15 protein-coding genes and 1 pseudogene are annotated in these 20,088 nt (G+C 72.6%); 8 read left to right on the top strand and 8 right to left on the bottom strand.

What is annotated here, in order from left to right:
• The 6 genes from ACIBK3_RS11845 (at position 1) to ACIBK3_RS11820 (ending at position 8,895) form a co-directional block, all read left to right on the top strand.
• Positions 1–1,257, top strand: a complete 1,257-nt coding sequence (locus tag ACIBK3_RS11845) for a hypothetical protein (RefSeq protein ID WP_399364475.1) — start codon at positions 1–3, stop codon at positions 1,255–1,257.
• Entirely contained in the window at positions 1,254–4,172 is a 2,919-nt protein-coding gene (locus tag ACIBK3_RS11840) for a GTPase-associated protein 1-related protein (RefSeq protein ID WP_399364473.1), read from the top strand. The genes ACIBK3_RS11845 and ACIBK3_RS11840 overlap by 4 nt, the downstream gene beginning before the upstream one ends.
• Positions 4,169–5,839, top strand: coding sequence for a hypothetical protein (locus ACIBK3_RS11835; protein ID WP_399364471.1), 1,671 nt, complete (start codon positions 4,169–4,171; stop codon positions 5,837–5,839). Before ACIBK3_RS11840 ends, ACIBK3_RS11835 begins: the two co-directional genes overlap by 4 nt.
• Positions 5,840–6,007: 168 nt before the next feature.
• Positions 6,008–6,670 (top strand): tellurium resistance protein, encoded by a 663-nt coding sequence (locus ACIBK3_RS11830; protein ID WP_399365542.1) that lies wholly within the window; start codon positions 6,008–6,010, stop codon positions 6,668–6,670.
• Positions 6,664–7,557, top strand: coding sequence for a protein phosphatase 2C domain-containing protein (locus ACIBK3_RS11825; RefSeq protein WP_399364469.1), 894 nt, complete (start codon positions 6,664–6,666; stop codon positions 7,555–7,557). Before ACIBK3_RS11830 ends, ACIBK3_RS11825 begins: the two co-directional genes overlap by 7 nt.
• Positions 7,558–8,895, top strand: coding sequence for a protein kinase (locus tag ACIBK3_RS11820; RefSeq protein ID WP_399364467.1), 1,338 nt, complete (start codon positions 7,558–7,560; stop codon positions 8,893–8,895).
• A gap of 225 nt (positions 8,896–9,120) precedes the next feature.
• Here the strand turns inward: ACIBK3_RS11820 and ACIBK3_RS11815 are convergent, their stop codons facing one another.
• Entirely contained in the window at positions 9,121–10,071 is a 951-nt protein-coding gene (locus tag ACIBK3_RS11815; protein WP_399364465.1) for an alpha/beta hydrolase family protein, read from the bottom strand.
• Between the two features lie 174 nt (positions 10,072–10,245).
• Here ACIBK3_RS11815 and ACIBK3_RS11810 point away from each other — a divergent pair, with 174 nt between their 5' ends.
• The gene (locus ACIBK3_RS11810; protein ID WP_399364464.1) at positions 10,246–10,854 is read left to right on the top strand and encodes a TetR/AcrR family transcriptional regulator; all 609 of its coding nucleotides are present in this window, start codon (positions 10,246–10,248) and stop codon (positions 10,852–10,854) included.
• 148 nt (positions 10,855–11,002) lie between these two features.
• Here the strand turns inward: ACIBK3_RS11810 and ACIBK3_RS11805 are convergent, their stop codons facing one another.
• The 4 genes from ACIBK3_RS11805 to ACIBK3_RS11790 all read right to left on the bottom strand — a co-directional run bounded on the left by ACIBK3_RS11805 (position 11,003) and on the right by ACIBK3_RS11790 (position 14,109).
• Positions 11,003–11,368 (bottom strand): hypothetical protein, encoded by a 366-nt coding sequence (locus ACIBK3_RS11805; protein ID WP_399364462.1) that lies wholly within the window; start codon positions 11,366–11,368, stop codon positions 11,003–11,005.
• A gap of 134 nt (positions 11,369–11,502) precedes the next feature.
• Positions 11,503–11,826 carry a hypothetical protein gene (locus tag ACIBK3_RS11800; protein ID WP_399364460.1) on the bottom strand — a complete coding sequence of 108 codons (324 nt, stop codon included), beginning with the start codon at positions 11,824–11,826 and terminating at the stop codon, positions 11,503–11,505.
• A gap of 26 nt (positions 11,827–11,852) precedes the next feature.
• Positions 11,853–13,337, bottom strand: a complete 1,485-nt coding sequence (locus ACIBK3_RS11795; protein ID WP_399364458.1) for a hypothetical protein — start codon at positions 13,335–13,337, stop codon at positions 11,853–11,855.
• Between the two features lie 223 nt (positions 13,338–13,560).
• Positions 13,561–14,109, bottom strand: coding sequence for a DUF1697 domain-containing protein (locus ACIBK3_RS11790; RefSeq protein ID WP_399364456.1), 549 nt, complete (start codon positions 14,107–14,109; stop codon positions 13,561–13,563).
• 247 nt (positions 14,110–14,356) lie between these two features.
• On the opposite strand from ACIBK3_RS11790, the gene ACIBK3_RS11785 reads away from it, so the two are divergent.
• Positions 14,357–16,612, top strand: coding sequence for an MMPL family transporter (locus tag ACIBK3_RS11785; RefSeq protein ID WP_399364454.1), 2,256 nt, complete (start codon positions 14,357–14,359; stop codon positions 16,610–16,612).
• A gap of 95 nt (positions 16,613–16,707) precedes the next feature.
• Here the strand turns inward: ACIBK3_RS11785 and mgt are convergent.
• From mgt to ACIBK3_RS11770, 3 genes and pseudogenes are all read right to left on the bottom strand, one after another.
• Positions 16,708–17,944 (bottom strand): annotated as a pseudogene (gene mgt / locus ACIBK3_RS11780) (macrolide-inactivating glycosyltransferase).
• A 34-nt stretch (positions 17,945–17,978) separates the two neighbouring features.
• Positions 17,979–18,560: a hypothetical protein gene (locus ACIBK3_RS11775; protein ID WP_399364452.1), complete on the bottom strand. Its 582-nt coding sequence runs from the start codon at positions 18,558–18,560 to the stop codon at positions 17,979–17,981.
• Entirely contained in the window at positions 18,557–20,059 is a 1,503-nt protein-coding gene (locus ACIBK3_RS11770) for a sensor histidine kinase (RefSeq protein ID WP_399365540.1), read from the bottom strand. The genes ACIBK3_RS11775 and ACIBK3_RS11770 overlap by 4 nt, the downstream gene beginning before the upstream one ends.
• Positions 20,060–20,088: the final 29 nt, after the last annotated feature.

The raw sequence follows: 20,088 nt of genomic DNA, 5'->3' as shown, positions 1-20,088 counted from the left end.
ATGACGACCGTCATCTGCCCCTACTGCTTCGACCGCGCCCCGGCCGCCAAGCTGCCGTACCGCTGTCTGATGAGCCCCAGCGGAGTCCGCGGCGGGGCGCCCTGCGGACCCGAACGCGACGACATCTGGGCCGCCTTCATGGGCCCCGGCGTGCCCCCGGCGGCCCGGATGCGCGGTCCCGTCTTCAGCCCCGCGCGGGGCGTGGCCGCGCTCGCGTCCGGGCTGCGCGGCGGCTCGGGCGGCAGCAGCGTGCCGTGCCCGGGCTGCGGGGTCTCCACCACGGTCCGGGTATGCCGGTCCTGCCACAACGACCTGCCCAGCGACTACTGCGACCAGGACAGCCGCATCATCGCGCTGGTCGGCCCGAAGGCCTCCGGCAAGAGCACCTACGTCTCCGTCCTCGTCAACGAGTTGAACCAGCGCGTCGGCCAGGCCTACGGGGCCTCGCTGGCGGCGATGGGGCAGAGCACCCAGCAGCGGGACAAGGAGATGGCCGAGGACCTCTACGAGCGGCTGCGGCTGCCGGACGCCACCCGCCCGGCCGCCCTCGGCTTCAACGACCCGCTCCTGTACCGGCTCAGCGTGCCCCGGCGCGGCCGGCTGTCCGGCGGCACCCGGCACACCACGCTGGTGTTCTTCGACGCGGCCGGCGAGGACCTCGCGGGGGCCGAGGCCATGGACCGCTACACCCGCTACCTCAGCGCGGCCGACGGGATCGTCCTGCTCGTGGACCCGCTGCAACTGGGCTCCGTACGCGACCGGTTGCCGGTCCACGACGGCCCGCCGCTGCCCACGGTGGAGACCCCGCCGCAGCAGATCGCCGCCGACCTCGCGGTCCAGCTGCGTGCCCACGGCAAGGGCGGCTCCAGCGGCCGGGTGTCCACGCCGATCGCGGTCGCCGTCACCAAGACGGACATGCTGCGGTCGCTGCTCGATCCGCACTCCTTGCTGCTGCGCAACGCCCCGCACACGGACGGCGCCTTCGACGCGGACGAGCGGCTCGCCGTCCACGAGGAGATCCGGTCCCTGATGGCGGAGTGGGACTCCGGCGCGCTGGTCCGCCAACTGGAGCTGGACTTCGCCCGGTTGTCGCTGTTCGGCCTCTCGGCGCTCGGGGCGCCGCCGCCCTCCGACGCCCCCGCCGACGTACCCAAGTCGGGTCCGCAGCCGGTGCGGGTGGAGGATCCGCTGCTGTGGCTGCTCGCCCACCGGGGTCTGCTGCCGGTCCGCACCACCGGGAAGGGACGAGTCAAGTGACCCTCGCCCAGCTGCACTACACCTCGGCCCCGCCCGGCCCCGACGGCTCGGGCTTCCGCTTCACCGCGGTCAGCGCGGGCCTCCCGCAGGGCCTGCTGCGGGAGGTCGAGCAGCTCATCGGCTACGAGCCGCCGCGCGACTTCCCCGCCCGGCCCGACGCCGAACAGCTCAAGGCCTTCCCCAAGGCCTTCAGCTTCAGCGAACTCGCCGACGGGGGACGGCTGCTGAGCCGCAGCGTCTACACCGGCGCCGACTACAGCGGCCGGTGGGGCAACTTCCACGCGCACGCCCTCCATCTCCCGTCCGGCACCCGGCTGCCGGACGGCGCGCTGCCCATCACCGCCTGGGAATCGCCGCGCTGGGCCGACACCACTCCCCCGGGCGGCCGGCCCGGACCCGTCGACCGCGTCGAACCGTCCGGTCTGCTGCGCACGGACGGCCTGGTCGCGTTCGCGAGGTCCCGGGCGGAGTGGCTCGCCCCGTTCTTCGCCGATCTGCGGGCGCTCACCGCGCAGTCCGACGCCGGGCAGATCGTGCTCGTGGAGCAGGACAGCGCCGATGTCGCCCAGTGGATCGCCCTGGCCTGCTCGGTGCTGCCACGCGAACAGGCGCACCGGCTGACCTTCACGACGTACACGCGCCGTCCGCAGCAGGCCCGGCAGCAGATCGTCGGGGCGCTGCCGTCCTCGGAGCCGGTCGCCCACGACCACCGCTACCGGGTCCACGACTGCACCGGGCACCCGCCGGCCGAGCCGGTCGCGGACCCCTGGGCCGAGCTGTGCGCCCGGATCTGGTGCGCCGGACGCCCTGAACTGTTCCGCGACGCTGACGCCGACGACGGCCTCGGCCGTCTCGCCGTGGCCGCGCTCACCGCGGGCATCCCGCTGCGTACGGACGCCCGCACCGCCGCGGCCCGTTGGAGTGCCGACCACGCCCACACCTTGCCCGACACGACGGTGACTGCGGTGGTGGAGGGCCTGTGCGCGGGAGGCATCGCGGCCGTACGGCGGAAGGCCGCCGTGGCGGACGTACGGGACGAGTCCGCCGTAGCGGATGGCCGGCGGGAGTCCGCCGTACGGGACGGACAGCGGCAGTCCGCCGTACGGAGCCCGGAGCCGTCGGGGGCGCACCGCTCCGCGTCGCAGTGGGCGGCCCCGACGCACCCGGCTGCCGTACCTCACCCGGGATCCGCCGCTGCCGCCGGCGCCACCGCACCGGCCGATGGCACCGCCGTCGTTCCCGCTGCCGGGGTCGCGCCCGTCGACGAGGAACTCACCGCCATGACCGCCCTGTTGGCCCGGATCGACGGGCAGGTCCCCACCGCCGTGTCCGCTCCGCTCGCGGCGCGGGTGCTGGCCTCGGCCGTGCTCGGCCGGGGCCCCGTGCCCGCGCTGGGGGCCGCGTCGTTCACCGCGCGGGCCCGCGCCGACCTGGCCCGCGAGCTCAACCCCGCGGTGCGCGCCGGCATCGCCGACATACGGGAACCGGCCGCCGGGCGCCCCCTCGCCCTGCTGCACGTGGCAGACCTGCTCGACCTCGACTGCCAGGACCTGCTCCCGGACCTCGCCGGGCGGCTCGCCAGAGCTCTGGTGGAGGAAGGCCCGGCCCAGGCCGCCGGTTCGCCCTGCCCGCCCGCCCTGCTCGACGCCGTGCACGGTCATCCGGCGCTGCGTATCGCGCTGTTCGCCGCCCTGGACGCCCTCGCCGCCGCCGACCCGGCGACCGTCGCCCGGATGCTGTCCGGGTCGGGGCTGCCGGTCGAGTCGGGGCCGAACTCCCCGCATCTGCGGATGTGCGTCGCCGCTTCCGAGGGGGGCCGGACGGCCCGGACGGACGGCACGGGCGACCGGCTCGCGCACTTCCACCACGTCCTGCGCGCCGCCGGGCTCTCGCCGCTCGCCGACACGGCCGTGCTGCGCACCGCGCTCGACCTGGTGTGGGCCGGGGAGCTGCCGACCGGGCAGGAGGCGAGCCTGCTGCTGAACCAGCTGGGCTCCGACACTCACCGCGCGGCCGGCACCCGGGACCTGCTGATCGATGCCGCCCTCGCCGCGCCCGCCGACGACCCCGGCGTCCCCGTCCTCGCCGCCGACCTGCTGCGCTGCTTCGGCACCGAGCTACGGCACGGGCAGCGCGCGGCCCTGCTGCTGCTCGAGTTCGCGGGCCTGCTGGGCACCGAGGGCGAGGGCGAGCGGTGGGTCGACCGGGTGCTGGCGCTGCGGGACTCGGCGGGTGAGGCGGTCCCGGACCCGGTGACGGAGCGGATCTTCGGCGCCCTGGCCCGCCGGATGCTGCTGTCGCGCGGGCCGGCTCCGGAGGACGAGCTGTACTCGCTGGCCAGGTCGGGAGAGCCGGACCTGCTCGCGGCGTACGAGCGGGCGGGGCGTTCGGACCGGGTGGGCGACCGGCTGCGGACCGTCCCGTCGTATGTCGCCGCCCGCTTCTGCGACTGGAGCGCGTTCGCCGGGACCAGCCCGGACTGGGACGCGACCCGGACGACGCTGCTGACGAAGGTGCTGCGGCCGATCGTGCGGGCCCTGCCCGCCGAGGACCAGGCCGAGATCGAGGCGGCGCTGGGCCGCGCGGGACGGGGCAAGCTCGACGCGTTCCGCGCCTGGAACCGCCCGGGTGCGCTCGGGCGGCTCGCGGGGCGGCTGTCCGGGCGCACCCGTCGCAGCGATCCGACCGCCGCCTGGCACGGCGACGTGCAACCGCCCACCGGACGGCACGGCGACGCGGCACCGCCGGCCGGATGGCACGGCGACGTGCAACCGCCCACCGGACGGCACGGCGACGCGGCACCGCCGGCCGGATGGCACGGCGACACGGAACGGCCCGGACGGCACGGCGACGCGGCACCGCCGACCGGATGGCACGGCGATGTCGAACCGCCGGCCGGGGGAGGCCACCGATGACGGGGATGACCGACGTGACGGATGTGACCGCGACGACGCCGGTCCTCTTCCTGGTCGCCTGGACCGCGCTGGTCACCGCCGCGGTCTGTTTCGGCCGGGCGCTGTGGCAGTTCCTGGCCGGCGGCGTACGGGCCGTCTGGCGCGGCCTCGGTCCCTGGCAGACGGGCACCGGTGACCAGCGGATCCCGCTCGTCGGCCCGGGCGAGCCCGCCCATCCGGGCTACTGGTGGCGGCAGATGCGGGTGGACGCGTGGACGGCCTCGGGCTACGGGATGCGGGTGATCTGGACGGCGTTCTCCGACCCGTGGGTCGACCGGATCTCCCAGAACCTGCTGCACGGACGGCGCCCCCGGGGCAAACGCGGCGCGACCCCGGCCACCCGGTTCCTCCTGGTGGTGCTCGTGGCGCCCGGCACCGTCGCGGGCGCGCTGGTGGGCGCCGTACTCGCCACGGTCCTGCTCGCCGCGGTGCTGGCGGTGTTCGCGCTGCTGCTCGCCCTGGTGTGGCTGGGCTGCGCGGCGGCCGTGCCCCTGCTGCGCGGTGCGGAGAGCGGCTGGGCGCTGGCCCGGGGCGTCCGCGTCAAGTGTCCCTACCCCGGCTGCTACCGGCCCGTCCCGCTGGCCGTGCACCGGTGCCCGAACTGCCGTGCGCAGCACGGCTCGCTGCGGCCCGGGCGGTACGGCGTCCTGTGGCACGCCTGCGCGTGCGGGCACCGCCTGCCGACCACCCGCCTCGCCGGCCGGGGAGGGCTCACCGCCCTGTGTCCGCACTGCGACCGGCACCTGCCCGCGACCGTCGGCAGCACCCGGGTCGTGCACGCGCCGCTGGTCGGCGGCACCTCCTCCGGCAAGACGATGCTGATGGCGGCGATGGTGGAGGGGCTGCACGCCTGGGCCCGCCGCGGCGACCTCCAGGTCGCCTACGCCTCCGACGACGACCGCCGCGACGCGAACGATCTCCGCCAGGAGCTCAACAGCACGGGCTGGGCGCACGCGACGACCGGCGGGCAGCCGCGCGCCCTGATGCTGACCGTCACCCGCGGCCGGCGGCGCCGGCTGCTGTACCTGTACGACCCGATGGGCGAGTCCGTGAGCGAAGCCGACCGGGTGCGGGCCCAGCAGTACCTCGCCCACGCCGACGGCGTGGTCCTCGTCGCCGACGTCCTGGCCGACCCGAAGGTACGTGGCCGGCTCGGCGCCGAGGACACCGCCCGGGCCGGGGCCGCCCGCCCCTCGGCCCAGGGGCCGTGGGACACGTACCAGCGGCTGACCGGCGAGCTGGCGGCCCTGACCGGCCGACGCGGACGGCTGTCCGCGGCCACGGTCGTCACCAAGCGGGACGTCCTCGACCAGCTGGTCTCGCTGCCGGTGCCCGGCGCGCGGATCGACACCTGGCTGGAGGAGATCGGCCTGGGCTCACTGGTGCGGGCCCTGGGCCACGACTTCCGGGCGGCCCGCTACTGGGCCGTCAGCGCGCACGCCGCCACCGGGACCGGCCCGTTGGAGAGCGAGCAGCGCCGCGCGGCCGAACCGGTGCTGTGGCTGCTCGCCGCCTCGGGGCTCGGGACGGGCGCGCTGCTCGGTCCGGACGGCGGCGGCATCGGCAAGCAGCGCAGGCGCGGGCTGCGCCCGGGCACGGAACACGAGAAGAGGTACACCCCGGCATGACCCAGGTGACCCCACCCGTCGGACGCGGACGACGCATGGCGGCGGGCCTGTTCGTCGCCGCCCTGGTCCTGACGGCGGCCGCCGCGGCCTACGCGGTACGGCTGCTGCTGCCCTGAACCCACCCCTTACCGGAAAGGACACCGAGTGAGCGACATTCCCGGCGGGCCCATGGCCAACCGGCCGGTTCACTTCATCTGGCTGCTCGACTGCTCGTACTCGATGCAGGGCGACAAGATCGCCCGGCTCAACTACGCGATCAGGGAAGCGATTCCCGAGATGCAGTCGGTGGCGCACGACAATCCGGCGGCCCAGCTGCTGCTGCGCACCGTCACCTTCTCCACCACGGCCCGCTGGCACCACCAGACGCCGGTCCCGGTCGACGACTTCACCTGGCAGGACGTCCAGGTGGACGGCATGACCAACCTCGGCGAGGCACTGCACCTGGTCTCACGGGAGCTGCTGAGCCCGCCGATGCCGCAGCGCGCGCTCAAGCCGGTGCTGGCGCTGGTGTCGGACGGGGTTCCCACCGACGACTGGAAGGCGGGCCTGAAGGCGATCGACGCGACGCCGTGGGGCCGCAAGGCGGTACGGGTCGCCATCGCCATCGGCGGCGACGCGGACCGCGGCGTGCTGCAGGAGTTCCTCGGCAACCCCGAGCTCCAGCCGCTCGACGCCAACAGCCCCAAGCAGCTGGCCGCGGCCATCCGGTGGGCGTCCACGGCGGCGGTGAAGGCGGCCTCGCAGCCCGTGGCGGGCCCGGCGGAGACGGCGGCGAAACAGCCGTACGCGCCGCCGGTCCTTCCCGACGACGATGACGACGACGTGTGGTGACGCTCGGAGTGCGGCGTTGGGAGACCCTCGGCCACAGCGTCCAGGGAGTCGGCAAACAACGCAACCAGGACTGGTACGCCTGTGAGGGGGCCGGCTCCGACGACGACCCGCTGGTTCTGGCGGTGGCCGACGGGCACGGCTCGGCCGTCCACTCGCGCAGCCAGCTCGGCGCCCGGTTCGCCGTGGACCGTTTCATGAGCCTCGCGGCCGGCTTCGGCCGGGCGGCCCGCGACAGCCATGAACCGGGGCGGCTGTCCCGGCTGATGACCTACGCCCGGGACGACTTCCCGCGCGCTCTCGTGCACGACTGGCGGGAGGAGGCGCTCGGCCACTGGGACCGGCACCGCCCGGTGGCGGACGACGGCGCGCCGGAGCCTTCGGACGCCGGGAAACTGCTGCTGTACGGCAGCACGCTGATCGGTGCCGTGCTCACGCCGTGGCTGTTCGTGGCCTGGCAGCTCGGCGACGGGGACCTGGCCGTGGTCGAGCACGACGGCACGCTGCGCCGCCCGCTGGCCCCAGCCGAGGAGGACCTGGGCGACGAGACGGAGTCCCTGTGCGGCCGGGAGGCCTGGCGGGCGATGCGGATGCACTGGGCGCCGCTGTTCGACGAGGCGCGCACCCCGCGCCTGGTGGTGCTGTCGACGGACGGGCTGTCGAAGAGCTTCGCGTCGGCCGACGGCTACCCCCAGTTCGTGGCCGGCCTGGACGGCCGGCTGACCGCGGAGGGCAGCGAGGAGGTACGGGCCGTGCTGCCCGAGTGGCTGCGGCAGGCCTCGCGGTACTCCGGGGACGACACGACCCTGACGGCCGCGTCGCGCCCCGCGGAGATCCTGCCCGCACCAGTGGCGGAGCAGGCGGAATCGGAACGGAAGACGGAGACGTAGATGAGCGGCATGCTCGACAGCGGGACACGCCTGACCGCGGAGAACGGCGACGAGGTCGAGGTCGTCGACATGCTGGGCGCGGGCGGCCAGGGCGAGGTGTACCGGGTCCGGACGCCGAGCGGCGACAGGGCCCTCAAGTGGTACTACCCGACCTGCGCGACGCCGGAGCAGGAGGGGATCGTACGGGATCTCGTGTCGCGGGACTTCGACGACGACCGGTTCCTGTGGCCCGAGGCGTACGTTCCCGTGCACCGCGGTTCGTTCGGGTACCTGATGGGGCTGCGCCCGGACCGGTTCAAGGGCCTGCCGGCGTTGTTCCGGCGCCAACTGCGCACCAGTACCCGGGCGTTGCTGACGGCCTGTCTGTACACGGTGGAGGCCTACCAGGCGCTGCACTCACGCGGGATCGCCTACCGGGACATCTCCTGGGGCAACATCTTCTTCGACCCGGGCACCGGTGACGTCCTGGTGTGCGACAACGACAACGCGGTGGTGGAGGGGGAGGCCAGCGGCATCTCGGGGACGATGGAGTTCATGGCCCCGGAACTGGTGCGCGGCGACCCGGGCGCCCGCCCGGGCACCCAGTCCGACCTGCACTCCCTCGCCGTCCTGCTGTTCATGTTCCTGATGAACCATCACCCGCTCAAGGGCAGACGCGAGTTGGGGATCCACTGCCTCGACGAGGCGGCCGAGCGCAAGCTGTACGGCAGGAGCCCGCTGTTCGCCTTCGACCCGGCCGACGACTCCAACGCGCCCGATCCGATGGAGCACACGACCGTGCTGGCCACCTGGGACGCGGCGGCCGGAACGCTGCAGGAGCTGTTCCGCCGCGGCTTCACCGTCGGCCTGAAGGACCCGGCGGCCCGGGTACGCGAGTCGGAGTGGCGGGACGCGCTGCGCGCGGTGCTCGACTCGGTCGTGGAGTGCGCCTCCTGCGGACGGCAGAACATGACGGAACCGGGCGAGAACCCGCCGCCCCGCGCCTGCTGGGGCTGCGGTACCGGGCTGGTGCTGCCGCCCCGGCTGACGGTGACCACACCACCGCCGCGCGCCGAACGCCACATCCGGCTGGGCCGGGCGGCCCGGGTGCAGGCCCACCATCTCCTCCCGGAACCGACCCGGCACGACTGCTCCGAGGCCACCATGGTCGCCGAACTGGTCGAACACCCCTCCAAGCCGGGCCGATTCGGTATCGCCAACCGCTCGAAGGAACGCTGGACGGGCACCCGCTCCGACGGCACCCCCCAGCAGATCGACCCCGGCCAGACGGTCCCACTGCGCTCGGGCCTGGAACTGGACCTGGGGGGCGGGGTCCGGGCGGTGGTGCGGGCACGGTGAGGTGAGGGCGGGGGCTGGTGGGGGGTGGCTGTCGGCGAGCGGCTGGTGACGGGCGGCCGGCTGGGCCGGAGTGAGTCATCGGCCCACCCTCGCGGCAGGGCGACCTCGACTGCGGGCAGCGGCTCATCGAGGAGTCTGAGCACCGGCGGCTCGCCGCCGCCATGGCCGCCCTGGCCGCCGTGCGACGGCACCGACCGCCCGATGCAGGACGTGCTCGCGGACGGCCTACTTGGCTTCGACTCGTCCGACCGGGTCGGGGGCGGACGTAAGGGCCTCGCGTGCGGTCTGCCAGGCGTTGTCGCCGGGGTGGAGCCGGCTGCGGAGGTAGGCGGAGGTGAGGCGGCCGACGGCGGCGACCCGTTCGGGGCTCTCGTCCGTGGTCTCGGCGACGTCGTATCCGGGGATTCCGCCGAGTGCGTGCCCCGCGCCGAACAGGGTGAGCAGGTCCTTGGGGCCCGGGGCGAGGGTGTAGGGGTCGGCGTGCCAGTCAGGCCCCATGTCCGTGAAGTGCCGGGAGTCGTCCTCGTCGCCGGCGACGACCAGCGCGGGTGTGGTCATCGTGGAGAAGTCGATGGTCCGGAAGACCGGCAGCATGTCGGCCATGGGCCCGTTGACGACGTCGCCCCTGCCGGGCGCGGCCAGCAGCACGCCTGCCTTGATCCGGGGTTCGAGCAGGCTCACCTCCTCGCCGTCGTCCGTGACGAGGGCGCCGAGCAGGAGGCTGGAGGTGAAGCCCCCGAAGGAATGTCCGGCAACGGCGACCTTGGTGTGGTCGATCCGCCCGGCGAGCAGCGGTACGGCCTTCTCGATCTCGTCGAGCCGGTCGAGGATGTGACTCATGTCCTCCGAGCGCGAGCGCCAGAAGAAGGGGGCTCCGGGGGCGTCGGCGACATGGTGGCTCAGTGTCCTCGAGGTGAGGTGCGTGGGCTGGATGACGACGAAGCCGTGGGCCGCCCAGAAGTTGACGAGCGGCGCGTAGCCGTTCAGCGAGGAAAGGTTGTTCGAGGGGCCTTGGCCGTGGGAGAGCAGGATGACCGGAAGGTCCGTGCCGGTCTCGGGCGCGGAGACCCGTACCTGGAGGTCCACGGGACGTCCGGGTATGGACAGCACCACCGGGCTGTAGGACAAGACCGGGGCCGGCGAGGCGAGGGTGTCGGCGGTGGTGGATGTGGTCATGATGCGCGGTTTCCTTTTCTGCGGGCCTTGTCGGCCACCGGTCCGGTCCGGAGGCGGTAGGACAAGGGAGTAGGGGCGCTCCCCTTTTCGGCTAACCTGAAGTGGAGCGTCGCACCACTTAATATCCGGAACGACGCTCCGCTTTGTCAAGCGGTGCCAGGAAGGAAGAGCGTGATGCCCAGCGAGAGCCCCACGGGGAAGGTGCCGACCCGGAGCAAGCGGACCGACGCGCTGCGCAATCAGCAGACCGTGCTCTCCGCCGCCGCCGAGGTGTTCGTCACCTCCGGCGTCGACGCGCCGATTCGCCAGATCGCCGCACGGGCGGGCGTCGGGATGGCCACGATCTACCGCCACTTCCCGACCCGGGCGGACCTCGTCACCGCCGTCTACCGCCATCAGATCGAGGCATGCGTCGAGGCCGGACCGAAGCTGCTGGCCAGTTCGGAATCCCCGTTCGACGCACTGCGTCAGTGGATCGACCTCTTCGTCGACTTTCTGGCCACCAAGCACGGACTCGCCGACGCCCTGCAGTCCGACAGCGACCGCTTCGCCACGCTGCACGCCTACCTCGTCGACCGCCTGGAGCCCGTGAGCGCCCAACTCCTCGACGCCGCGGTCGAGGCGGGCGACATCCGGCCCGGCATCCAGCCCTACGAACTGATGCGCGGCATCGGCAACCTCTGCATCGGGCGCGACGACGACCCCCGCTACGACCCCCGCCGCCTGATCGAACTGCTCCTCCAGGGGCTGCGGCGACCTCGACCGGCCGCCCTGACCACCTGAGCGCCCTGCTCGGTCCGGTCCACCGGCTCGGTGTGAGGCGAGCGCCGCCGCACCGCCGCGTCCAGTTGCCAGATCATCCAGCCGTACCCAATGGAATGATCCCCAGGGTCCCGACTGAGACCGAGGACCGGGCAGCCACCTAGGTCGATCAGGCCGGCCAGTAGTGGGTGGTTCCATCCGGCCGGTCGAAGCGGTGGAAGTCGGTGTGGGGGTCGACGGCGACCATCAGACCCTTGCCGGGCCCTTCCTGGGTCCAGGTCCGGGGCCGTTCGGCGACCGCTTCGGCCTCGGCCAAGGGGAGGTCGAGCCAGCCGCGCGGGCCGCTTCCGCTGGGGTGCTGCGGGATGCGGTCACCGCCGAACTGCGCATGGACGGTGTCTTCGTACTTGCTCCAGTAGGTGACGTCCGCCAGGCCGTCGGTGGACCGGCCGTCCAAGCCGACGAAGCCGTCCAGCGCCCGAGCGTCGCCGAGGACCATGCCGCATCGGTCGACCGGCAGATCGCCGAGCCGCACCGGTTCACCGTCATCGGGGCCGGTCCGGGGAAAGCCCAGGTCGACCTCCAGGACGGCGATGGTCGGCCCCCCGACGAAGGGTGATGCCGCGCGAGGCGCTGCCGCGGGAGGACAGGGCCGTCACCGGCCGGAGGTCACATCCCCAGCGCCCGGGCCAGTTCCTGGGCCAGGGCGAAGCCGCCGCTGCCGGCCGCGACGCCGACGCTGATGGTCTCCAGGGCGGCGCGGATACGGCCTCGGTCGGCGGTGCGTCCTTCCTGGCCTGCCTGTGCCAGCTCGCCCTGGATGACCTGGGCCGGGGCGACGAGCGAGGGGTTCTCGCCGCGCAGCCGCTCGACGAGCTGGTCGGCCACCCGCAGCACGGTGGCCGCGTCCGTCCCGTTGTTGATCTCGATACGGCCGTTGTCGCCGAAGTTGGCCGGCCCCTCGATGTTCCCGTGGATGTTGAACGTGCTCATGTCCTGGCTCCTGTCCCGTGCCCGGCTCAGGGATTGGGCGCTTGTCCGCCCTGCCCCGAACCTCCGTGTCCCTGCTGCCCGTTGACGTTGATCTGCCCGTTGTTGCCGAAGTTGCTGGGGCCCGTGATGTCCCCTGAGATGTTGTAGGTCTGGGTGCTGATGATCTGCTGGGCCTTGTCGAAGGAACCGGTGTCGACGTTGTGGTCCCGCAGGAACTGCTCGGTCGCGACGAGGACGCCCTGCTGGAGGCGGAACAGGAAGTCCTGCGCGTCGATGCGTTCGGGGTAGCCGGCCTGGTTCCAGTCGCTGATGTCGGAGCGCAGGCTGCTTCGGGCACCGCAGTCGACGAGCAGGTGCTGGTCCCTGATGTCCCGGCGCAGGCGCGTCAGTTCCCGCTCGGTGGTGCGGCGCCGCCTGCGCCGCTCACGACGGCGGCCCACGGCGCCGCGCAGTTCGGGCCAGGTGTGGGAGGTGGCGTACGAGACCAGGCTCCACCAACGGTCGAAGCGGGCCACCGGCAGCCGGTCCACCCGGTAGAACCGGCCGCTCAGCGGTGGGATCGCGTAGGCCGCGACCTCCCAGGTGAGGCTGGGCGGGTTCAGGATCGCCCGCAGGTACATGGAGACGATGAGCCGTCCGCCCTCACCCACCCGCTCCAGGCACAGATGGGTCCGCATGCCCGCGCCGGGGCTGAGCAGGCCGGCCTGGACGAACTGCTTGGGGATCTGGGCGCGTGGCCGCGCGGTGCGGTCGGGCAGCAGATCGGGCAGCATGTGGGCGTTGCTGCCGAGGACGTAGAGCCGGTTTCTGGCCCGCAGCCCTTCGAGTCCGGAGACGCCCTCCATCCGGCGTGCCACATAGGTGTGCAGGTCGACGGCGTCGAAGGGGCGCAGGGGGAGCTTGCCGCCGCCCGGCGCGTCGGCGGGCCTGCTGACGTCGATGGGCTGCCAGACCACTTCCTTGATCTTTCTGCCGCTGCCGACGAACGGGGTGGTGCGGGCGGCCGCGTCGGCGTACGGCAGGACGTTGGCCCGCTTGAGTTCGTGCAGCCAGGCTTCCGTCTCCGGTTCGACCGCGGGGGCCAGCCGGTCGACCTTGTCGGGGTTGCGGAACACCTCCTGGGCGGCCTCGCGGGCCTGGGCCTCGGTGTGGTGGACCAGCCACCAGGAGGCCGCGAGCACGGCGAGGGGGCCGTAGACACCGATCAGGGCGACCGACCCGAGTCCGCCGATCAGCCCCCACCCGGCGACCAGCAGCGAGGCCACAAGGGCCGCGCCGAGCCAGGCCAGTTGGCCGTCCAGGGTCTCGCGGCGCCGCACGGCCGCGCGGGCGTGCCGGGCCAGCGCCACGAAGTTGACGCCGAGGGTCAGTCCGACCGCCTCCAGCCGGTCCCCGGTGAGTTCCCGGTCGACCGTGCGGGCGAAGTCCTCGTCGAGGTGGACCGACGCGCACAGCCGTCGGGTCACCCCGTCCTTGCGGTACTGCGGCAATGACGGTAACGCTCTGCCCACGACGGTGGCCTGCCCTTCCCCCGGATCTCGCGCGCTTCACCCTAGGGACAAACAGGGCCACTTGTCCCGGACTCCGGAACAAACGAGACGCCGACCGCCGGCGTACGGGAGGTCATCCCTCGCCAGGCGTGAACGGTGTCCCCTGTTGACATCCTCCCCCTCTCACAAGAGGGGGGAATGCCGCAACTCGCCCTGGACGGCGGCCTCCACCGCCGGATCGCGGTCAGCCACCGGTCATCTCCACCAGCTTGACGACGGTGTTCCAGTTGCGGCTGGTGGCGATCACGCCCTTGTTCAGCCGGGGCTTGGAGAGGTGCTCGGCCAGCTTGGAGCGGCCGAGGCCGTTCGGGGCGTAGAGGTACAGCGCGCGGTCGCCGAGCCGGAACTCCTCCGGGAGGTAGGCGGCCCGGTCGATCTCCGCGAAGCGTTCCTCATCGACGGGGGCGGAGAAGTAGGTGACGTGAAGCTGCTTGGCCTCCAGCTCGGCGGCCGGGAAGGGACAGGCGTCGGCAACGGCCTTGAGATAGGCGTGGTCGCGCACGATCACGTCGACGAGGAAGCCGAACCGTTTCTCGATCGCTCCCGTGAGTTCGGCCGCCAGGGAGTCCTCGTCCCCGTACTCACTGGCGAAGGTGGCCTGGCCGCTCTGGAGGTAGGTGCGTACGTCGCCGTAGCCGAGGCCCTCCATCAGGGCCCGCAGGTCGGCCATCGGGACTTTTCTGCTGCCGCCCACGTTGATCCCGCGCAGCAGCGCCGCGTACGTCGTCGTCATCCGCACACCATAAGGCGGCGGTGGGGCCCCATGGGGCGGGAACGGCAGCCCTGTCCGGTGCTGCGGAACCCAGGTAGATGTAAGGGGCCGCTGTCCTACCCAGTGGGGAGACACGGGCGCCGGGGGGATGATTCCGGCCGTCGTGACGTCATCGAGCAGCACGAGGAGATGGTCTTATCCGGCCCATACCTTCGAAGTGAAAGGTGGCGGCAGGGGGCCGGCACCGCTCACGAGGGGGCAGCCCGTCATGGGAAACGGAGATACGCGGGTGCGGGGCCTGGCCGCGCGGGCCGGCGGCTGGAGTGCTCGGCACCGATGGGCTGCCGTCGGCATCTGGGTGCTGTTCGTCGTCCTGGCGATGGGCCTCGGGTCGGCAGCGGGCCGGGTCGACGTCAAGGAGAGCGACCAGCTGAAGGGTGAGACACACACCGCCGCCAAGATCGTCGAGGACGCCGGGATCGACGAACCGGCCAGTGAGACCGTGCTGATCCAGGCCAGGGACGGCGGCGTCAAGGCCACGGACGCCGAGTTCCGCGCCGCCGTCACCGCGGTCATCGACGCCGTCGAGAAGACCGGCGAGGTCACGGGCATCACCTCGCCGTACGACACCAAGACCATCTCGAAGGACGGCACCGGCGCGCTGGTGCAGTTCGACATGCGCGGCGACTCGGACACCGCGGGAGAGCGGGTCGAGCCGGTGCTCAAGGCCGTCGAGGGGGTGCAGAAGGAGCACGGGTCGCTGCGGATCGAGGAGATCGGCGGCGCCAGCATGATGAAGACGTTCGATGACGCGTTCGGGGACGACTTCCAGAAGGCCGAGTACTCGGCGGTGCCGGTCGCGCTCGGCATTCTGCTCATCGCCTTCGGCGCGTTGGTGGCGGCGCTGCTGCCGGTACTGCTGGCCGTCACCGCGATCATGGCGACGATGGGCCTGATGGGCATCGTCAGCCACGTGATGCCGATGAGCGACACCGCCAACTCCGTGATGCTGCTGGTGGGTCTGGCCGTCGGTGTCGACTACTGCCTGTTCTATCTGCGCAGGGAGCGCGAGGAGCGCGAGGCCGGCCGGGACGCGCAGACGGCCCTCAGGGTCGCCGCCGCGACCAGTGGCCGCGCGATCATCGTCTCCGGTGTCACGGTGTGCGTGGCGATGGCGGGCATGCTGTTCACCGGGCTCGCCGAGTTCGAGGCGATGGGCCTGGCCTCGCTGATGGTCGTGGCGGTCGCCATGGTCGGTTCGGTGACGGTGCTGCCGGCGCTGCTGTCGCTGTTGGGCGAGCGGGTCGAGAAGGGCCGTATCCCCTTCCTGCGCCGCCGTCGCCGTGCCGGTGGCAACGGCGAGAGCCGGTTCTGGACGGCCGTCGTGAAGGGCGTGCTCGCCAAGCCCGTCGTCTCCGTGGTGGTCGCGGCGGGTGCGCTGCTCGCCATCGCGGCGCCGGCGGTCGGCATGAAGACGCAGAACCTCACCCTGGACCAGGAGTTCGGCGACTCGCTGCCCATCGTGCAGACGTACAACCGGGTCAACGAGGCCTTCCCGGGCGGTTCCGAGCCGGCCGAGGTGATCGTCAAGGCGGCCGACATCAACGCCCCCGAGGTGAAGAACGCGCTCGCCGCCTTCAAGGAGGAGGCGGTGGCCTCCGGTGCCTCGCGCGGCCCGGTCGAGATCAAACTGCACGACGCGCAGAACATCGCCTATGTGTACGTCCCGCTGGTCGGCGGCTCCGACCTCGACAAGGCGGGGGCGAGCCTGGACAAGCTGCGCGACGAGGTGCGTCCGGCCACGCTCGGCAAGGTCGACGGCATCGAGGCGCCGATCACCGGGCAGGTCGCCGGGTCGAAGGACTTCAACGACCAGCTGGCCGGAGCGGTCATCCCGGTCTTCGCGTTCGTCGTGGTCTTCGCCTTCGGGCTGATGCTGCTGTCCTTCCGCTCGCTGACCGTCGCGATCACCTCGATCGTGCTGAACCTGCTGTCGGTGGGCGCCGCCTACGGCATCCTGGTGGCCGTCTTCCAGCACGGCTGGGGCGCGTCGCTGGTGGGCGCCGAGGGCGTCGGCGCCATCATCACCTGGCTGCCGCTGTTCCTCTTCGTGATCCTGTTCGGCCTGTCGATGGACTACCACGTGTTCGTGGTCTCCCGGATCCGCGAGGCACGCCTGCGCGGCCGGACGACCGCCGAGGCCATCCAGCACGGGGTGGTCACCACCGCCGGTGTCGTGACCAGTGCCGCGGTCATCATGGTCGCCGTGTTCGCGATCTTCGGCACGCTGTCCATGCAGTCCATGAAGCAGATGGGCGTCGGCCTTGCGGCCGCGGTGCTCATCGACGCGACGATCATCCGGGGCGTGCTGCTGCCCGCGGTGATGGCGCTGCTGGGCGAGCGCAACTGGTACCTGCCGAAGTGGCTGCACCGGCTGCCCGACCTCACCCACGACGAGGCACCCGAGGCGGCGACCGCACCGCCGGCCCCACGGCACAACGAAGGTGAGCGGCTGGGGGTCTGAGCCACCCGCACCACTGAACCACCCAAGACTGAGGGCCCGTTGGTCACAGGGGAGCCAGCGGGCCCTCTGCCGTGCGTTACCGGCCCGGCGGTCCGTCAGGGAAGTTCGGCCTCGATGAGGTCGGCCGCGCGCTCGGTGCCGCCCTCGGCGGCCATCTCCGTCTGGAGATTCTTCAGCAGCCGGGCGACCTCGGGGTCGTCGACCAGGGCGAGGGCGGCTTCCCGCAGCGCCTCGGCGGTCGCCTCCTCGGTCGGGATGTGCCGTGCGACTCCGAGCGACTGGAGCACGTCCGCGTTGCCGAACTGGTCCACGGCCTGCGGTACGGCGATCATCGGCGTGGCCGTTGCCAGCCCCTCCTGGCTGCCGCCCGCCCCGGCATGCGTGACGAACAGGTCGGCCTGCCTGAGGATCGCCAGCTGCGGTACCCAGGACCGCACTTCGACAGTGCCGGGTACGTCGCCCAGCCCGGCGGGGTCGACGTGCCGGCCGATCTGCAGCACCAGGTGCCAGCCGGGCAGCTCCCCGAACGCCTTGACGCACTCACGGTAGAAGTCCGGCAGGTCGGTGAAGGCCGACCCCAGCGAGACCAGGACGACTTTCTCCGCGGCGGCGGGCCGCTGCCAGTCGCCCTCGGCCGCCCGGGCGCCCTGGCAGGCGCCGACGAAGGAGTACACGCTCTCGTCGACCCGGTCGGCGTTCGGCTGCAACGCCCTCGGGATCAGCACCAGGGACCGGCCGGGGTGGCCGGCGAACGAATCCGGGTGCTCGGTGATCCCGCTCTCCTCCAGCCAGGCGTGGAAGCGGGCGTAGTAGGCCTGACCGCGCTCGGTCTTCCTCGGCTCCGCCCACAGCGGTTCGGCCACCTCCTCCTCGTAGCCGTCCCACGCGACGAGGTTCGGGGACAGGGAGATCGCGGGCACGCCCCAGCGGTGGGCGAGGACGCGGGCGGGATAGGAGGTGATGTCGTGCAGCACGAGGTCGGGTTCGTCGCCCTCGTACGCCTCGATGAGCTGCGGCAGCGCCTGGATCGCGTCCGCCAGGAAGGGCTCCACGTTGTCCAGGAGGGTGGTGCCCCAGGCCGCCGGGTCGTCGTCGGGGCCGGGCAGCGTGGAGTGCCACGGCTTCACCTCGGCACCCGTCTCGGCGACCTTCTCGGCGAACACGGGTGGAATCGCGTACGTGACCCGGTGTCCGCGTGCCACCAGCTCACGGATCACTTCGAGGCTGGGGTTCACGTGGCCGTGGGCGGCGACGGAGAACATGGCGATGTGCGCGGGGCGACTGGTCATGAGATCGACCGTAGGCGAGACGATACGTCTCGTGCAATCTCATTTCGTGGGCGGACGGAGAACTTCAGATGGATCACCTAGAGATCGGGACACCGCGCGCCGGTTCCCTCCACGCGCCGGCCGCCCGGGCCCGTGACGGTCACCGGCGCCGGCTGCGCCTTGGGGTCGGCGACTCTCTGTGCCGCGACGGCCGTGCAGATGAGCTGGGCCGTGGCGAGGTCGGGCAACTCCACCTCCACGGTCCGCATTTCGATGGAGACGCGGTCGTCCCGCATGGTCACCTTCACGAGGTCCGACGGACGGGCGGACTCCTGGGGGGCCTGCATGAAGCTGCCCGGGGGAAGGGCGGTCGGGGACGGTACGTCGGACGGCGCCGGCGCGCCCGGCAGCGGCAGCAGCGTGGTGACGCCCTTGACCCGCTCCGCCTCGCTCGGCCCCTGGAGCAACTCCTGCACGGCCGACTCGACGTCGACCGGCGCGGCGACCGGGCGGGGGACGCCGATCAGGGCGTCGCCCTTCACCAGGTAGATCCGGATCGTCGGCACCACCCCACGGGCGGGACCGCCCGCCTCCACCACTCCGGTCGCGGGGACACCGCAGGAGGTGAGCACGCACAGAGCCGGGAGGAACAGCAGCACGGATCGGCGTACGGCTCTCACGTTCCGCTCCTCCCAGGTGACTCGTCGCTCCTCAGCGGGAGTTCTACGGTGAATACGGCACCGCCCTCCGGACGGTTCGCCGCGCGGACGGTGCCGCCGTGCACCCGGACGTTCTCCGCGGTGATGGCGAGGCCCAGGCCGCTGCCCTCGGTACGGGTGCGGGCGGCGTCCGACTTGTAGAACCGCTCGAAGACATGGGGCAGCACGCTGTCGGGGATGCCGGGGCCGCTGTCCAGCACCTCGATGACCGCGAGCCGCTCGGCGCCTTCGAAGGACCGGTCCCCCCGATGGACTTCGTACAGGCGGACCCGGACCGGCCGCCCGCCGTGCCGCAGGGCGTTGCCGACCAGGTTGGCGACGACGACGTCGAGGCGGCGCGGGTCGACGCGGCCGCGCAGGGCGTCGGGCGGCGGCAGGTCGACGTCCACCAGGTCGGTCCAGGCACGGGCGGAGAGGGTGCGCCGCAGTGACTCGGCGAGGTCGATCTCGTCCAGGTGCAGCACGGCCGCGCCCGCGTCGAAACGGGAGATCTCCATCAGGTCGTCCACCAGCCGGGCCAGCTTCACGGTCTCCTCGCTGATCAGCCGGACCGCGGTGGCGGTGTCCGGGTCGAGGTGGCCGGCGTCCTCGTCCAGGACGTCGGTGACCGCCGACATGGCGGCCAGCGGGGTGCGCAGTTCGTGCGAGACGTCGGCGGCGAACCGGCGGGCCCGGGCCTCCATGCCGCGCAGCTCGGCGACCGATTCCTCCAGCGCGGCGGCCGTCTCGTTGAACGTGTGGGAGAGGTCGGCCAGTTCGTCGGATCCCTGGACGGCGAGCCGGGTGTCCAACCGCCCCTCGGCGATGCTGCGGGTGGCGCTGCGCAGTGCCCGCACCGGCCGCAGCACTCCGCGCGCGGCGAGCAGCGCCAGCAGCACGGCCAGTGCCAGGGCGGGCACGGTGGCCCGCTGAACGGCGGCGACCAGGGCGTCGACGTACGCCGCTTCCCTGGTCTGCGGCACCGTCAGGAAGACCTGGATACCGGAGGGAAGGACCGCGTAGTCCGCGGCGGACAGGGCGTAGGCGACCGACATACCGACGACGAGTGAGGTGTGGTCCCCACTGGTCACTCGCTGGAAGACGGTGGCCGAGCTGGTGTCCACGGCCCGGCGCAGGTCTGGCGTCACCTCCTCGAACGGGTCGTCGGGGTCGGAGGTGGCGCTCAGGCCGCCGTAGACGACCAGCACCCGCCAGGTCCCGGCGGGTTCGGCCTCGGCGACGTCGGCCGCCAACCGCCGCAGTCCGGCCTCGTCCGGCGGGAAGCCGATGTCCGGGGCGAGCCGGTCGACCTGGGTGCGCAGCACCTTGATGACGGTGTCCTGGCTCTGCTGGAGCACGCTCGTGCGGGCCTCGCGGAAGGTCAGGGCGCCGGTGGAGGCGGCGGCGAGAGCGGCGACGAGGGCGAAGGCCACGACCAACCGCATGCGCAGGCCGCGTAGTTGGGGGACGCCGACCCGCATCTTCGACGCACCGCGCACCGTGCCCGGCA

The organism is Streptomyces sp. NPDC050287 (assembly GCF_044459385.1).
In the GTDB taxonomy this organism is placed as follows: Bacteria; Actinomycetota; Actinomycetes; order Streptomycetales; family Streptomycetaceae; genus Streptomyces.
Note: the sequence above shows the minus strand (reverse complement) of the source record. Positions and strands in the feature narration are given on the sequence as shown.

Bases quoted from the DNA above. Each gene is read 5' to 3' on its own strand.
- ACIBK3_RS11790 (WP_399364456.1), bottom strand. From the start codon at position 14,109: ATGACGACGACGTACGCGGCGCTGCTGCGCGGGATCAACGTGGGCGGC.
- ACIBK3_RS11815 (WP_399364465.1), bottom strand. From the start codon at position 10,071: ATGACCACATCCACCACCGCCGACACCCTCGCCTCGCCGGCCCCGGTC.
- ACIBK3_RS11835 (WP_399364471.1), top strand. From the start codon at position 4,169: ATGACGGGGATGACCGACGTGACGGATGTGACCGCGACGACGCCGGTC.
- ACIBK3_RS11845 (WP_399364475.1), top strand. From the start codon at position 1: ATGACGACCGTCATCTGCCCCTACTGCTTCGACCGCGCCCCGGCCGCC.
- ACIBK3_RS11820 (WP_399364467.1), top strand. From the start codon at position 7,558: ATGAGCGGCATGCTCGACAGCGGGACACGCCTGACCGCGGAGAACGGC.
- ACIBK3_RS11830 (WP_399365542.1), top strand. From the start codon at position 6,008: ATGGCCAACCGGCCGGTTCACTTCATCTGGCTGCTCGACTGCTCGTAC.
- ACIBK3_RS11785 (WP_399364454.1), top strand. From the start codon at position 14,357: ATGGGAAACGGAGATACGCGGGTGCGGGGCCTGGCCGCGCGGGCCGGC.
- ACIBK3_RS11810 (WP_399364464.1), top strand. From the start codon at position 10,246: ATGCCCAGCGAGAGCCCCACGGGGAAGGTGCCGACCCGGAGCAAGCGG.
- ACIBK3_RS11800 (WP_399364460.1), bottom strand. From the start codon at position 11,826: ATGAGCACGTTCAACATCCACGGGAACATCGAGGGGCCGGCCAACTTC.
- ACIBK3_RS11770 (WP_399365540.1), bottom strand. From the start codon at position 20,059: ATGCGGGTCGGCGTCCCCCAACTACGCGGCCTGCGCATGCGGTTGGTC.